Source organism: Peristeroidobacter agariperforans, from assembly GCF_004138335.1.
GTDB lineage: Bacteria > Pseudomonadota > Gammaproteobacteria > Steroidobacterales > Steroidobacteraceae > Steroidobacter > Steroidobacter agariperforans.
The window spans coordinates 1,788,546-1,802,834 of the sequence record NZ_RYFW01000001.1 but is presented as its reverse complement, the minus strand read 5'-3'; the positions used below and the strand labels follow the sequence as shown (position 1 = coordinate 1,802,834).

Sequence of the window (14,289 nt, the reverse complement as noted above, 5' to 3'; positions counted from 1 at the left end):
AACGCTGGCGAAACAAACGCAGATCAAAGTGACGGGCTGGCGCGAATCCGGGCGCCGGCTCGGCGTGCGCATGTCAGAGGCTTAACCTGACGCGGCCGACCGGGCGCCGTAAAATGGACGGCTATTCGAGTCGAGTTCCGGCTCTCATAAGGCTCCGATGTCGCCGCCCATGAATTCAACACTCCGCTCGGCAATCGTGCGTTGCCTGTCCGCCTGCATGTTGGTCGGCTCGCTCACCGCAGCCTCGCTGCACGCAGCCGAACCGCCGCGTCCCAAGCTCGTCGTCGCCATCGCGGTCGACCAGTTCTCCTCCGATGTGTTCACCGAATACCGTCCGTTGTATCAAGCCGGGCTGAAGCGTCTGGCCAGCGGCGCGGTGTTTCCCAAGGGCCATCAGAGCCACGCGTCGACCGAAACCTGCCCCGGCCATTCCACCATCCTGACCGGCGCGCGGCCGGGACGAACCGGCATCATCGCGAACGACTGGCAGGATCCGTTGCTGCCGCGGACCGTGAACGGGAAGGAAACATTCACGCTGTACTGCGTGGAAAAGCCCGAGCCGGCTGGCAGCGTCGTGGACAAGACGGTCATCTCGCCCCAGTCATTACTAGTGCCGACGCTCGGCGATCGCATGAAGGCGCGCGATCCCGCCACTCGAGTCGTATCGGTCGCCGGTAAGGATCGCTCGGCGGTGATGCTCGGCGGTCACAACGCCGACCTCGCCTTGTGGTGGACCCAAACGGGCTTCACGACGTATGCAGGCAAAGAGTCGAGCATTCCCAAAGAGATCGCCGATAAGGTCAATGCCAACCTTCGCAAGTCGTACGGTTCGCCTTCGGTGCTGAAGCTGCCGGCCGCTTGCGCCTCGCGATCGCGCGAGACCAAGCTCACCGACACTATTTCCATCGGCACGCTGCAGAATCTTCCCGCCAACTCAAAGCGCTGGCGCGCGACCCCAGCGATGGATGCGTTCACCGTCGACGCCGCGCTCGCCGCGGTAAAGAGCTTCAATCTCGGCGGCAAAGGCACAACCGATCTGCTCGCCGTGAGCTTCTCCGGCACAGACTACGCCGGCCACTACTACGGCACCGAAGGGGCCGAGATGTGCACGCAGCAACTCGCGCTCGATCAATCGATCGGTCGGCTGCTCGCGGGCCTCGACAAGACCGGCATCCCGTACGTGGTCGCACTGACCGCCGACCACGGCGGCGTCGATACCACGGAAAGAAACAAACAGCGCGGCGTCACCGAAGCGGCTCGCATCGATACGAACCTGCTGGCCGCGAACGTCAGCGCGATCCTCGAAAAGGAACTGCCGGATCTGCCGAAGCCTATCCTGCTCGGCCCGAAAGAGTTCGCAAACGATGTTTACTTGAATGCCGCGATTCCCGCGGATCGCCGCGCAGGCGCTCTTCATCGCGCCGCTCAGTTCTATCGCAATCACCCGCAGATCGCCGCGGTGTTCACGAAAGACGAGTTGATCGCGGCCGAGCCGCCGTCGGGCCCGGTCGATGAATGGACGCTGCTCCAGCGCGCCAAGGCTAGTTTCAATGCGCAGCGCTCGGGCGATCTGGTCGTGCTGCTCAAACCTTATATCTCGCTGTATCAGCTGCCGAAGAACGTGGAGAGCGACTACACCGCGTCGCACGGCTCGCCTTGGGGCTATGACCGCCGCGTGCCGCTGGTGTTCTGGTGGCGGGGCATCGTTGGCTTCGAGCAGCCAGTCGCCGTCGAAACGGTGGATCTCGCACCGACACTGGCGAAGATCATCGGACTGGAAGTCCCCGCCGGCGAATTCGACGGTCGCGCGCTACCGGTCTTCCAGCCCTGATCGCCTTGCATCTGCGGCGGATTGCCGCCTAAGTTACGTTTAATGTAGCGTGCGCCGTGCATGACCCACGGCTTTCGACAACTGCTGTCGTTATTTGTCACGGTGCTGCTGGCGGGCACGCTCTCCGGCTGCGCTTCGAATGACGCGTGCTATCCGCCCACGACGCCGCAAGATTCCCTGCATTCGGTGTATGTGATCAAACGCGCCTGGCACACCGGCGTCGCAGTCGCCGCCGCCGATTGGCCGAATCGCAATTGGTCGGTGCTCGCCGACTTTCCGGAGTCACGGTATCTCGAGTTCGGCTGGGGCGATGCTCGTTTCTATCAAGCGCCGCCCGGTGAAGAAACCTGGTGGCTCGCCCTTCGCGCGGCATTCTTCTCGACGGCCAGCGCCGTTCACGTCATCGGCTTCGAGCATCCAACGGCGGAAGCGCTGCTGGCCAATGAAGTCATCAAGGTGCGACTCTCGGCGGAGGGATTGCGGAAACTCACGGCCTCGATCGAAGCAGAGTTCAAGCAGAGCACACCCAGATCGTTTGGCGCGCCGCTGCACGGTACTCCCGAGCCGAACAAATTCTATTATGCCAAGCGACGCTTCTTCTTTCCTCGCATGTGCAACTGGTGGACCTCGCGGCGTCTGGAAGATGGCGGCTGTCCGCTTGCGGCGTGGTCGGTCGTCTCGGCTAACCGGGTGATCAGGGAAGCGAAGGGATTCGCGGGCGCGCATTGAGCACCCTCGCGATGGCTGAGCCCCCGATCATTCCTGCGGCGCGCGCTCGTGCTCCTCGGTCAGCGCGATATTGTTCTCAACGTCTCTAACGCCAGGCACGGCACTCGCCGCATCGCCCGCGCGAGCTTTCTCTTCCACGCTGGTCACAAAGCCGCTCAGCTGCACCACGCCCGCGCTCACTTCGACATTGACGTCGCTCTCGTCGTCCATTTCAACGTTGCCCAGGCTGCTGCGGACTCGGGCCGCAATCACGGTGTCGGAGACGGGCTGCTGAGCAGGCCGGTCCTCATTGCGAACGACCAGGTCATTGCGAACTTCATCGACGCCATCGACCGCTCGAGCGCGCATCACGGCCGCAGAGACCGCGTCCTCGGACTCGACAAATCCGCTCAACTGAACGATGCCGTCGCGTGTCTCGACCTCGATGTCTGTCGCTTGCACAGCGCTATCGGCGGCCAGAGCTGATTTGACCTTGGCCGTCAGTGCGGTGTCGCTAACAGCACGAGTGTCCTGCTCAGCCGCTGCGGCGGCAGGGATGACGCAAAACAAGCACACGATGAGGGTGAGTTCTCGCAAGTGACGCATGGCTGATCTCCGGTCGCAGATTTCGCTGCGATGTAGTGGGAATGGGTCAGCCAAATCGAAGTTCCCCGGGGCAGGGGAAAGTGCGCACGCAGTGTGTAAGAAAGCCGACTGCGATGCTAGGGAGCTTCGCGGGCGCCCTGCACGACGACTGCGCCGTCAGTAGGATCCGAGGTTCCCAAGCGCCGTTGAATGTCTTCGAGTCTGATGCCGCTGGTCTCGGGAAAGAACATCCACACGACCAGAAACTGCAGGATCACCATGACCAGGAACCCGAAGAAGGGCCCGGACTGCGACTGAGTTGCGACCACCGGAAAGGCGGCCGACACGAGGGCGTTCATCACCCAATGCGTCGAGCTGCCGAGGCTCTGCCCTTGCGCGCGCACGCGATCGGGGAAAATTTCACTGAGGTACACCCAGACGACCGCGCCCTGCGAAAACGCGAAGAACGCCACGTAGCCGACCACGAACACCAGCAGCATCTGCTGATACTGCTGGATCCGGAAGATCGTCGCGATGGCGGCCAGGCACACCGCCAGTCCGACGGAGCCCACCAACAACAGCGTGCGTCGGCCGAACCGATCGATCAGGCTCAGTGCGATGAGAGTGGCGATCAGCATCGTCGCACCGACGGCCACGGCCTGTGCGTTCTGCGACGCGCGATCGAAGCCAGCCATCTGGAAGATATCGTTCAAGTAGTAGAGCACCGCGTTGATGCCGATCAACTGATTGAACGAGGCCAGCACCAGCGCCAGCAGGATCGGGCGGCGATAGCGCCACTGAAACAGCCGATCTGAGCTCGGCCCCACATCCGCCTGCAGCGACGCGCGGATAGTTTCCCGCTCCACTTGCGGCTGCAGCGAGCCGAGCATCGCAAGCACCTGATCTGCTTCCGTCAGGCGATTCTGTGCGATCAACCATCGTGGGCTCTGCGGAATACCGATCAGCATCGATAGAAACAGTGCCGCCGGCGCGGCTGCGACGCCCAGCTGCCAGCGCCACTCGACATCGCCCAACGGAAACAATCCGATCACGTAGTTCGATAGATACGCGAGCAGAATGCCGCCAATGATGTTTATCTGAAATGCGCCGACCAATCGCCCCCGCCACGCGGCGGGAGCAATCTCGGCGATATATACCGGCGCAATCACGGATGAACCGCCCATGCCGAGGCCGCCGACGAAGCGGAAGATCAACAGCCACATCCAAGATGGGGAAAGCGCACAGCCCAACGCCGATATGAGGTAGCACGCGGCGAGAATGAGCAGACTCGTGCGCCCGCCGAGCACGCGGCCAAGCCAGCCTGCCGCCATCGCACCCAGCACCGTGCCCCACAGCGCCGCCGACACTGTGAACCCCAGCTCGGCCGGCGAGAGATTGAACACCTGCGTCAGCCCCTGCGTCGACCCGGCGATAACTGCCGTGTCGAACCCAAGCAACGAGCCGCCCAGCGCAGCCACGAAGACCGTCCGGACCAAAGTGCCGTTGAGCGTTTGTTTCATTGTAATGCGAGCCCCGGTAAGGTTCCCGTGCGCAGGAAGTCGAGATGACAATGGACTGCCACCGCTGCGCCCGATGCCGCGCGCAGCACGATGCTGTTATCTCTCCAGTGACCTTCGATGTCGGCGACGCAATCGAAATCCGCCGGTATGCGTGCGACGCCCTGGACATAGAAAATGGACAGCCGGCCACGAGCATCGGGCCGTAGAGAAGTCGGTATGCCTCGCGCGTTCAACGGATTCTCACGGCACGACGCGGCGAGCCCGGCGTGAAAGTAGGCCGTGATGTCCTCGATCCCCATGACGTTGACGTGCCTGCCATTCCAAGGCGGGAAGTGACGCCCACCATTGGAGAACCACAGCAGCGTCGAGGCGAGTTGCTTCGGATCGCGCAATGCGAACCAAACAAATCGTTGCTCCGGGAAGGTCACGGCCGACCAAGCGAACTCCTGCGCCGGATCGGCGCACAACAGCGCCAGATCTTCGAATCCGCGTCGGGCGGGAAAGCGGCACAAGTCCGTGGTCGAGCCATCGATGCACGGCGCAGCGTGCAGATCGACGATCTGCTCATTCGTCTTGAGCCACGAGTAGCCGCGATCTTCGGGCCTGGCAGTTGGCTCGACATAGGTGCGCGCATGAAGCAACGAACTAAACGAAAGTCGTGCCGCGCCCTGGCCGATTGGAAACGCCAGTGTCGCGTGATGGCCCGGGTTGATCGGACCGGTCAGTCCCGAAAGGTCATGACGCTGATAAACGATCGATTGATTGGAGAGCAGAGCCGTGGTCGCGTGACATGCGCCGCCCTGCAACGGCATCTCGACACCCAGGCGCAGCCAGCAGCCGTCGCTTGTTCCTCCACTATCAATCTCGCGCCAATCACGATTCGCAGTTTCACCGTGCGGCGGCAATCGCTGGCCACGATACGGCTCGCCATTCTCTCCAAATGCCGAGCAGAACCAGTCGCCACGCAATGCTCGGAGCATCGGCGGCACATCTGCAGGCAGCGATTCCTCCGCCCACGGCGCGATGGCATAGGGCTGAATCGGCGCATCGTCTTCGGGAAAGAACGTCACCGGACCCAGCATGCCGCCGGTCCGGGTCAACGCCAGCTCGACCTCCCGCGTCCCCAGCAGGAATGAGTCCTGTCCCTGAATCTTGACGGTGGACTCGAAGGTCATGCGGCACCGAACGTTAGTATTCAGTACACAGCTTGTGCGTCACCGGCTCGTCTTCGTCGATGGTCGGAAAGCGCCCGACCTGGGCATAGAAGGCATTGTCGGTCTCATCGTCATTGACCGAAGAGACTTCGCCCACGATGGCAGTGCCCCGGCCTTCTTCGGCCCAGAACTCGTGGTACAGATAGGGCGTCAAGGTGATGGAGTCGCCCGGCTGCAGACGAAAGGTATGCCCGGCTGCGACACGGTGGCGCACGCCGTCCAACGAGACCTCGACATCCGAGTCCGCGAGCTTGCCGTCCGGGCCGCGATTGAACAGGCGAATCAGCAGATTGCCGCCCGACTTGCAGATGATGTCCTCGGACTTGAGCATGTGATGATGCATCGGCGTGTGCTGATTCTCTTGAATCACCAGGATCTTCTCGGCATAGGGCTTTTTGTTGTACGGCGCGAGCTTGTGATGGCCGTTGCGCACCGTGAAGACCACCAGGCCGACCTTGTCGAAATCTCCTGAGCCGAAATCGGTGATATCCCAACCGAGCTTGCACTGGCGAATCTCATCGCATTCTTCGCCCTTGGTCGCCCACTCCGCAGGACTCCAGTATGCGAACGGCGGCAGGCGGACCTGGTGCTCGTGGAGCAGCGCGATCGCGTCATCGATCAGCGCATTGATTTCGGACCGTTTCATGCTTCCCCCTCAGATGACCCGCTCGTTGCCGCCATCCACTGGAATCTGCGCGCCCGTGGTCCTGGAGAACCTGGGCCCGCACAGCTCGGCGGCCAGCTCAGCCACGTCTTTGCTCGTCACCTCGACCTTGAGGACGTTGTTTGTTTTGTATTCCTGGACACTCAGTTTGTAGGAGGCCGCACGCGCCGCCAGCACTTCGGGTGTCCAGATCGCCGTATCGAACACGGCATTCGGGTGCACGCAGTTCACGCGAATACCATCGCTGCCCCACTCCAGCGCCGCAACTCGCGCCAGCTGTTGCATCGCTGACTTCGAGGCCGAATAAGCCGCGGCTCCCGGCCCCGGGGCGGCGACATTCTTGGATCCGATAATCACCACGCGGCCACCGCGCGGCGCGAGCTTCAGCAGTGGATGACATTCCCGCATCAGCACCAGGTTTGCATCCAGATTAATACTCATGGTTCTGCGCCACACGTCGGTGGCCAGCGCGGCAATCGGCGAGCTCCTTGGAAAGATTCCGGCATTCAGGACCAACATATCGATCGAACCGAAGCTGCGCACCGCCTGGTCCAGCGCCGCGCCGATCTGCTCCTCATCGGTGAGATTGCACTCGATACCCAGATAACTCTTGCGGTCGTACAGTTGTTTGACACCCGACGCTACATCCAGACCGACGACGGCGGCGCCGCGTGCGAGCAAGGCGTCGACGCAGGCTTTACCGATGCCCGAAGCCGCGCCCGTCACGAGCGCAACTTCTCCCAGGAAGACGGATTCAGGAGCGGGCTTGGCAAGCTTGGTGCGCTCCAGGTCCCAGAACTCGACATCGAAGAAATCTCTGGCGGGCAGCGCCTTCCAGCCGCCGAGTATCTCGGCGCTCATGATGATGTCGATGGTGTGCCGGTAGATATCCTCAGCGATGCCCACATCCTCGGCGCTTCGGCCCAGCACCGCCATGCCCAGCTCAGGATCGAGAATCACGCGCGGCGCTGGATCAACGGCCGCCAATGTGCGCCCAGCTGCGTAGGCTCGCGCATAATCTCGATATGCCGCCGCATAGGCTGCAACATCGCGCCCCACCATCGGTACGCGCTTCGTACGAATGACGTGATCGGGCGTCACGCCGCCACGCTGAGACAACTCAAACACGTCGGGACGCCGGGCAAACCCCAGCGCCTGTGAGTCCGAACGTACGGTCATCACCATGGGCGTCCCGGCCACGTCACTCACCTGCCGCCGAAGCGTCGCAAGCTCTGCGCGGGACTGGGGCTTCACAGGCTGCGTAAGCCACTCGATGCGGCCAGCGCCATGCGTCTCGAGATAGCGCTCCGCCAGCGACACCAGATCGATCGTTCGCTCGTAAGAAAGTTTCGCCGACTCGCCGAAGGTAAAGAGCCCGTGATGCATCAGCACGACACCAATGGTTTCGCGTGATGCCTCTTTGGAAAGAATCTCGCGGCACAAACGAACCAGTTTGAAGCCCGGCATCGCGTACGGAATGATCACGACCTGCGTGCCGTAGATCTCCTGCAAGCGCTCGAAGCCGTTGCGTGAGTTCATCACGGCGATGAGCGCATCGGCGTGCGTGTGATCGACGAACTTTTGAGGAAGCAGCGCGTGAAGCAGCGTCTCAACTGACGGTGCGGGAGCGGAGGCACGGGTCAAGGACAGCTTCAGCTCGCTCTCCATCTGCTCGTCGGTCAGTTCGGGGAGACTAACCAGTCGTAGCAGTCGCCTCAACCGACAGGGCGAGAACCCCGCCGCGTCGATCGTGCTCAGATCCGCGCCGCGCCCTTTGACGTAGAGCACTTCCTCGGATTCGCCGAAAAGATTCGGCTCGAACAGCTTGACCGACGTATTGCCGCCGCCATGGAGAACGAGCGAAGGATCGCGACCGAGCAGGCGCGACGTGTAGACCCGTTGTCCCAACGGCCCCTGGAATCGGACCGCGTCCCGATCGTTCCACATGCTGTTCATCGCAACGCGCCCATCATTGCTCTGGCGTTCTCCAACGGGGCCTTGCCATCGAAGACGGCGCTACCGGTCACGATGATGTCGGCGCCAAGGCGAGCGATGTTGCCAATATTGTCTCGCGTGACGCCGCCGTCCACGCAGATCAACGCCGTATCTCGCACCATCTCGCGCAACCGTTTGACACGTTCGCACGTCGACGCGATGAACTTCTGACCGCCCCAGCCCGGATTCACCGCCAGCATCAGGACCAGCTCGAACTCGCCCGCCAGCGGCTCCAGCACTTCCAGCGGCGTGCCCGGATTCAAAGCGATGCCACGCACGATGCCGCGATTGGAATCGTTGGCGTTGGTCATCGTGCCCAAGGTCTGCAGCACGCGATGAAGATGACGAGTGGACTCCGCGTGCACGGTGATGATGTCCGCGCCGGCGGCAACGAACGCATCCAGCTTGCTGAGCGGATCTTCGATCATCAGGTGCACGTCTTTGAGCAGACGTGTCTTGAGCCCCGCGACGACGGGCGCACCCAGGGTCAGCATGGGGCAGAACACCCCATCCATCACATCGAAGTGCAGCAGCTCGACCCCCGCGCTTTCCAGAATCTCCAGCTGCGAGCCCAGCGTCAGCCAGTCCGCAGTGAGCACCCCGACGCTGATCTGAGGCGCAGAGGCGCGCAAACGATCAACGAGAGGGGAGCGCGCCATTTCAATGTCCTTTCGACTCTTCGCTTCTCAAGGTCAGGAACAGCTCATGCGCTTCCTTCGGCTTGAGACCGTTGTGCACGACTTTGTGAATCGCCTGCATCATGGCGCGTGGCGCGTCGCTCTGGAAAATATTGCGCCCCATGTCGACGCCGGCCGCACCCCGCTGAATCGCGTTGTACGCCATGGTGAGCGCGTCCAATTCCGGCAGCTTCTTGCCGCCCGCCATCACGATGGGCACCGGACACGAAGCCGTGACCGTTTCGAAACCTTCGGCGCAGTAATACGTCTTGACGATCTGTGCCCCCAGCTCGGCACAGATGCGGCAGGCCAGGCGAAGATACTGAGCATCGCGCGTCAGTTCCTTGCCCACCGCAGTGACCGCCATCGTCGGAATGCTATAGCGCAGGCCCATGTCGACGAGCCGCGTCATGTTGTGCACCGAGTGCGTCTCGAACTGACCGCCGATGAACACCTGCGTGGTCAGCGCCGAAACATTCATGCGAATGGCGTCTTCTATGTCGACCGCCAGCTCCTCGTTCGACAGCTCCTTGAGAATGCTCGGACCGCCGCTACAACGCATGACGATGGGCTTGTCGATCGCCGGCGGCACCGTGGTCCGCAAGATGCCGCGCGTGAGCATCAACGCATCGGCCATGGGCATGAGCGGGACGATGTTGAGATCCACGCGCTCCAGGCCCGTCGTCGGTCCTTGGAAATAGCCATGGTCGATGGCGAGCATCACGGTGCGGGCGGTTTCAGGATTGAAGATGCGCGCCAGGCGATTCTTCATGCCCCAGTCGAGCGAGCCGGCTCCCCGCAGAAAGAACCCGGGCGCGCGCACCGGCACGTCCTCGTAGAAATTCTTCGCTTCTCTGAGTGCTTCGGTATCAGCCATGGCTCTCCTCCAGTATCTGGCGCACTCCCATCGAGATGCGATCCGCGTTGGGGCGATATGCGTTTTCGAGCACGGGAGTGAAAGGAACAGGGACATCAGGCGAGGCCACGCGCGTTACGCGCACCGATGGCCAACGCTCGGCGATGCCGGCGGCGATTTCGGCGCCCACACCGCCGGTCACCGGTCCTTCTTCGACGATGACGGCGTGACCGGTCTTGCGCACCGAGGCGCCGATCGTTTCCCAATCGATAGGAGACAGACTGCGCACGTCGATCACTTCGGCGTCGAGCTCATCGGCCACTTGCATCGCGTAGTGGACCATCAAGAGCCAGGCCAACACCGTCACGCGCTTACCTTCGCGCCGAATCGCGGCTTTGCCGATCGGCACCACATAGTCGTCCAACGGAACATCGCTCGACGCATCGACGGCACCGCCCTCGGCGCGCGCGCCCTTCGAGCCGTACAGCAACTTGTGCTCGAACATGAGCACGGGATTGCCGTCACGTAGTGCGGCCTTGAGCAATCCTTTCGCGTCGTAGGCGTTCGAGGGGGCAACCACTTTCAATCCAGGAACGCCGGTGAAATAGCGTTCCATGTTTTGCGCATGCTGCGAGCCCCGGCCCGTCGCCCCCACCGGTGCACGCATGACCAGCGGTACGCTGATCGTTCCGCCGGACATGTAACGAAGCTTGGCCGCGTTGTTGATGATCTGGTCGCTGGCCAGGAACAGGAAGTCGCCATACTGCACGTCGGCAATCGGCCGCATGCCCATCATTGCCGCCCCGGTGGCCAGGCCGAAGAAACCGAGCTCCGCGATCGGTGTATTGATCATCCGCTCCGGAAATCTCTTCTCCAGGCCCAGCGTCACCGTGAACGCACCGCCCCACCCTCCCGGCACCCCAATATCCTCGCCGATGCAGAACACGCGCGGGTCCGCAGCCATTTCTTCGGTGATTCCCTCGCGCAGCGCTTCGGCAATGCCGAGACGTCGCGTTGATCCACCTGCACTCACGACGGGGTTTAATTGTTCATTGAGAGCAGATGGCCGCGGCGACGCCTCGGCATAAACGTACTCGGCCAGATCGCTGGCGCTCGGATGCGGGGCGACCTTCGCTCGCTCGACTGCTGCGGCCAGCGTCTTTTGAACGCGAGTGTTGATGAGCTCGTGTTCTTCGGCCGTGATCTGGATCCTCGCGGCGAATCGCTCGATGGGATCGCGTTGCGTCCAGGCCTCGCGCTCGTCCTTCGGTTGGTAATGACACGGGTCGCGACGCGAATGCCCGGTGCGACGATAGGTCAGCAGCTCCAGCAGCACCGGACCGTGGCCGGCGCGACATTCGGCGACCGCTTTCTGCGCAGCTTCATACACTGCGAGCACATCGTTGCCGTCCACCGTCTCACCGCGGAATCCATACGACTTCGCGCGATCCGAGATGCGCGAATTCTTCATTACCAGATCGACATGCGTCGACGCGCCGTACAGATTGTTCTCGCACACCAGGATGAGCGGCAGGTTCCAGATGGCGGCCATGTTGACGCCTTCATGAAACGCCCCTTCGGCAATGGCGCCGTCACCGAAGAAGGACGCCACTACGTGTGGCTTGTTTTCCAACTTGAATGACAGCGCCATGCCGGCGGCCAGTGGAATGCCACCTGCCACGATGGCGATTCCCGGCACCATCCCCTTGCTCATATTGCCGACGTGCATCGATCCGCCCCGGCCCTTGCAACAACCGGTTTCGGCGCCAAACAGCTCGTCCATCAGCTCTTGCGGCCCCAATCCCTTTGCCAGCGCGTGGCCGTGGCCACGAAACGTCGAAGTGATCCAATCGTCGGACGACAACGCCGTGCACACGCCGACAGCGGTGGCCTCCTGGCCCTGACATTGATGAATCGTTCCGGGCATGGTGCCTTCGAGGAACAGGAATTTGACCGCGTCCTCGAACTCGCGGATCAGCACCATGCGCTCGTACATGCCGAGCAGGAACTTGCGATCGTAGCCAGTCATCAGCTCACCTTGATCGTTGCGATGACGGTGCCGACGGCAACTTTCTGCCCGGACTGCACATGGATGGTAGTCAGGGTGCCGTTGGCGATGCACTCGACTTCCTGGACCGCTTTGTCGGTTTCGATTTCCAGCAGCGCCTGACCGCGCTTCACAGGGTCGCCCACGTTAGCGAGCCAGCGGGTGACGCCCAGCTCCACGCCCTCGTTGGTGGCGAGGTCCGGCATCTTCATGTTCACATCCATCGTCAGTGTTCCTCGGTGTTAACAGGCAACGGATGCTCGACTAGAAACGCGTCGGCTTCTTCGGCGCTGAAGACGGAATCGGTGGTGCCCGCTGCTCTGGTAGCCGACGCGCCGACGGCGCTCGCATAGCGAAGGGTTTGCTGCAGATCCCAGCCTGCCAGCAGGCTGCGGATGACGCCCGACGTGAATGCATCCCCGGAGCCGGACGGATCGACCACGGCCATGCGGTAGGCCCCGCAACTCCACATCTTCCCGTTCCGCCCCGCGACGGCCCCCTGTGAGCCACGAGTGATGATCACGGTGTTTGCACCGGCATCTTTCAGCGCGCGCAGTTGGTCGCACGGATCGGCGCAACCAGTGAAGGCGCGCGCTTCATCGTCGTTCGGCAGAAATACATCGATGTATGGCAGCAAGGGGGCCAACTGCGCCATGCCCGTCATTCCTTGCGGAACGACTACATCCACGACGGTCTTGACCTCGACTTCCTTGCAGAACTGCAGCAGCGCTTTGAGCTTCGAAAAGTCGATGCCCGGCATGGCAAACAAGCCGCCGAGATAGAACACTTTCAACGACTCCAGCCATTGGGGCGAGATGCGATCGATGCGGAACGCGTGGTTGGCGCCGAAGGTGTGCAGGTAACGGCGGTCCTGGTTCTCGATCAACAGCACGATCGTCCGACTGGTCGGATACTGCTCGACGCGCTCCACCAGCGAACAACCGACGTCGTGCCTGGCAAATGCTTTGAAGAGCGTTTCGGCGGATCCGTCGCGGCCTACACAACCGACGAGATCGACGCTGACGCCTTGCTTGGCAAGATCGATAGCGACGTTCGCCGCACAACCGCCGGCTCGTACCGGCATGTCGTCCAGCGCGTGCAATTGTCCCGCCGGTGGCAGGGCCGGAAGAGGACCACAGAATGTGTCTTCGACCAGGATTCCTGCGCAACCCACATCAGGCATGGCTCACGCCCTTCCGCAACAACCGAGCAGATCGATCCGTTCCAGGACGGCTTCCTTCACGACGCGACGGCCGATGACCATCAGGTCGGTGCCGCTGCCATCGCCGAGCAGTGCGTGCGGATTCGGCTCGGCGGTGTCCAGCGCCTCGCGGATCGTTCGAAGATACTTTTGTTTCATATAGGTGCCATAGTTGATCTTCCTGACACCCAGATGAATGGCGGCCTTGATCGAGTCATCCTCGATGCCGGTCCCCCCGTGTAATACCAGGGGCACATCGAGCCGCCGGCCCAGTGCTTCGAGACGGCTCAAATCCAATGGCGCGCGGCCCTGCAATTTGATTTCTTCGTTGCCGACGCTGACCGCGAGCAGGTCGACGCCCGTTTCCGTCACAAACTTCACAGCGCCGTCGGCGTACTGAGCGGTGTCCAGATCGTCAGCTTCGAAATCCGCTTCCACGGCGACCTGACGGCTATGGGCCAATGCAGTGAGCCGCTTCACACGCCGGGTGTAATCCTCCAGCGGAGCGTGCGGATCGGCCGGCATGACCAGGTTGAAGCCCGCGCCGATCGCCTGCTCCACCCAAGCATCGTTCGGGCATTCATTGAAGATGAACCCGACGGGCACGTCGGCTTCTGTTGCCGCCGCCCTGCCGAGCGCCGCGTACAGGCGCAGCTCCTGGGCCGAGGCGTTCTGTCGGTCCGCGAGCCATTCACCGTTGAAGCCGATGATGATGGGCGAGCGGGTGGCTTCGGCCGCATCGATCACGCCTTGCACGGACTCGAGGCTCCAGCTCTCGAAATAGCCGAGCGCATAGTCGTGATGGCGGGCGTGCTGCATCAGTCGATTGATCGGTTCGAGCGACATGGGAAAACCCGCGATGGCAAAGGCTGAAAAGGCTGGTGAACTAGCGTCGGGCTATGACTGAACTATGTTCACTAATTTTGTAGTGTTACTGAACTTGATTCAAAACTACGCGGCCGCTGGTGTGCTGTCAAGGCTGCTCATAGAA

At 62.1% G+C, this 14,289-nt stretch carries 13 protein-coding genes; 2 read left to right on the top strand and 11 right to left on the bottom strand.

Annotated elements, in window-relative coordinates; genetic code table 11:
* The first annotated feature begins 169 nt into the window (after nt 1–169).
* Both EK373_RS07835 and EK373_RS07830 read left to right on the top strand, forming a co-directional pair.
* Nucleotides 170–1,831: an alkaline phosphatase family protein gene (locus tag EK373_RS07835; protein WP_157994273.1), complete on the top strand. Its 1,662-nt coding sequence runs from the start codon at nt 170–172 to the stop codon at nt 1,829–1,831.
* Nucleotides 1,832–1,891: 60 nt separating this feature from the next.
* The gene (locus EK373_RS07830) at nt 1,892–2,560 is read left to right on the top strand and encodes a DUF2459 domain-containing protein (protein ID WP_129642139.1); all 669 of its coding nucleotides are present in this window, start codon (nt 1,892–1,894) and stop codon (nt 2,558–2,560) included.
* A 27-nt stretch (nt 2,561–2,587) separates the two neighbouring features.
* Here EK373_RS07830 and EK373_RS07825 read toward each other — a convergent pair whose 3' ends face one another.
* The 11 genes from EK373_RS07825 to EK373_RS07775 all read right to left on the bottom strand — a co-directional run bounded on the left by EK373_RS07825 (nt 2,588) and on the right by EK373_RS07775 (nt 14,144).
* Nucleotides 2,588–3,145, bottom strand: a complete 558-nt coding sequence (locus EK373_RS07825) for a BON domain-containing protein (RefSeq protein WP_129642138.1) — start codon at nt 3,143–3,145, stop codon at nt 2,588–2,590.
* Nucleotides 3,146–3,261: 116 nt separating this feature from the next.
* A complete protein-coding gene (locus tag EK373_RS07820) occupies nt 3,262–4,644 on the bottom strand; it encodes a sugar porter family MFS transporter (RefSeq protein ID WP_129642137.1) in 1,383 nt (460 codons plus the stop codon).
* Nucleotides 4,641–5,819 carry a hypothetical protein gene (locus EK373_RS07815; RefSeq protein WP_129642136.1) on the bottom strand — a complete coding sequence of 393 codons (1,179 nt, stop codon included), beginning with the start codon at nt 5,817–5,819 and terminating at the stop codon, nt 4,641–4,643. Before EK373_RS07815 ends, EK373_RS07820 begins: the two co-directional genes overlap by 4 nt.
* Nucleotides 5,820–5,832: 13 nt before the next feature.
* Nucleotides 5,833–6,504 (bottom strand): D-lyxose/D-mannose family sugar isomerase, encoded by a 672-nt coding sequence (locus EK373_RS07810; protein WP_129642135.1) that lies wholly within the window; start codon nt 6,502–6,504, stop codon nt 5,833–5,835.
* Nucleotides 6,505–6,513: 9 nt separating this feature from the next.
* Complete coding sequence (locus tag EK373_RS07805; RefSeq protein ID WP_129642134.1) at nt 6,514–8,478, bottom strand: bifunctional aldolase/short-chain dehydrogenase; 1,965 nt, start codon at nt 8,476–8,478, stop codon at nt 6,514–6,516.
* Nucleotides 8,475–9,176 (bottom strand): ribulose-phosphate 3-epimerase, encoded by a 702-nt coding sequence (locus EK373_RS07800; protein ID WP_129642133.1) that lies wholly within the window; start codon nt 9,174–9,176, stop codon nt 8,475–8,477. Before EK373_RS07800 ends, EK373_RS07805 begins: the two co-directional genes overlap by 4 nt.
* Before the next feature lies 1 nt (nt 9,177).
* Nucleotides 9,178–10,071 carry a 3-hydroxy-5-phosphonooxypentane-2,4-dione thiolase gene (gene lsrF / locus EK373_RS07795; protein WP_129642132.1) on the bottom strand — a complete coding sequence of 298 codons (894 nt, stop codon included), beginning with the start codon at nt 10,069–10,071 and terminating at the stop codon, nt 9,178–9,180.
* Entirely contained in the window at nt 10,064–12,079 is a 2,016-nt protein-coding gene (locus EK373_RS07790) for an alpha-ketoacid dehydrogenase subunit alpha/beta (protein ID WP_129642131.1), read from the bottom strand. Before EK373_RS07790 ends, lsrF begins: the two co-directional genes overlap by 8 nt.
* A complete protein-coding gene (locus EK373_RS07785; RefSeq protein ID WP_157994272.1) occupies nt 12,079–12,309 on the bottom strand; it encodes a biotin/lipoyl-containing protein in 231 nt (76 codons plus the stop codon). The genes EK373_RS07790 and EK373_RS07785 overlap by 1 nt, the downstream gene beginning before the upstream one ends.
* 14 nt (nt 12,310–12,323) lie before the next feature.
* The gene (locus EK373_RS07780) at nt 12,324–13,280 is read right to left on the bottom strand and encodes a carbohydrate kinase family protein (RefSeq protein WP_129642129.1); all 957 of its coding nucleotides are present in this window, start codon (nt 13,278–13,280) and stop codon (nt 12,324–12,326) included.
* Nucleotides 13,281–13,283: 3 nt separating this feature from the next.
* Nucleotides 13,284–14,144, bottom strand: coding sequence for a class II fructose-bisphosphate aldolase (locus EK373_RS07775; protein WP_129642128.1), 861 nt, complete (start codon nt 14,142–14,144; stop codon nt 13,284–13,286).
* Nucleotides 14,145–14,289 lie beyond the last annotated feature (145 nt).

Bases quoted from the DNA above. Each gene is read 5' to 3' on its own strand.
- EK373_RS07835 (WP_157994273.1), top strand. From the start codon at position 170: ATGAATTCAACACTCCGCTCGGCAATCGTGCGTTGCCTGTCCGCCTGC.
- EK373_RS07830 (WP_129642139.1), top strand. From the start codon at position 1,892: ATGACCCACGGCTTTCGACAACTGCTGTCGTTATTTGTCACGGTGCTG.
- EK373_RS07825 (WP_129642138.1), bottom strand. From the start codon at position 3,145: ATGCGTCACTTGCGAGAACTCACCCTCATCGTGTGCTTGTTTTGCGTC.
- EK373_RS07820 (WP_129642137.1), bottom strand. From the start codon at position 4,644: ATGAAACAAACGCTCAACGGCACTTTGGTCCGGACGGTCTTCGTGGCT.
- EK373_RS07815 (WP_129642136.1), bottom strand. From the start codon at position 5,819: ATGACCTTCGAGTCCACCGTCAAGATTCAGGGACAGGACTCATTCCTG.
- EK373_RS07810 (WP_129642135.1), bottom strand. From the start codon at position 6,504: ATGAAACGGTCCGAAATCAATGCGCTGATCGATGACGCGATCGCGCTG.
- EK373_RS07805 (WP_129642134.1), bottom strand. From the start codon at position 8,478: ATGAACAGCATGTGGAACGATCGGGACGCGGTCCGATTCCAGGGGCCG.
- EK373_RS07800 (WP_129642133.1), bottom strand. From the start codon at position 9,176: ATGGCGCGCTCCCCTCTCGTTGATCGTTTGCGCGCCTCTGCGCCTCAG.
- lsrF (WP_129642132.1), bottom strand. From the start codon at position 10,071: ATGGCTGATACCGAAGCACTCAGAGAAGCGAAGAATTTCTACGAGGAC.
- EK373_RS07790 (WP_129642131.1), bottom strand. From the start codon at position 12,079: ATGACTGGCTACGATCGCAAGTTCCTGCTCGGCATGTACGAGCGCATG.
- EK373_RS07785 (WP_157994272.1), bottom strand. From the start codon at position 12,309: ATGAAGATGCCGGACCTCGCCACCAACGAGGGCGTGGAGCTGGGCGTC.
- EK373_RS07780 (WP_129642129.1), bottom strand. From the start codon at position 13,280: ATGCCTGATGTGGGTTGCGCAGGAATCCTGGTCGAAGACACATTCTGT.
- EK373_RS07775 (WP_129642128.1), bottom strand. From the start codon at position 14,144: ATGTCGCTCGAACCGATCAATCGACTGATGCAGCACGCCCGCCATCAC.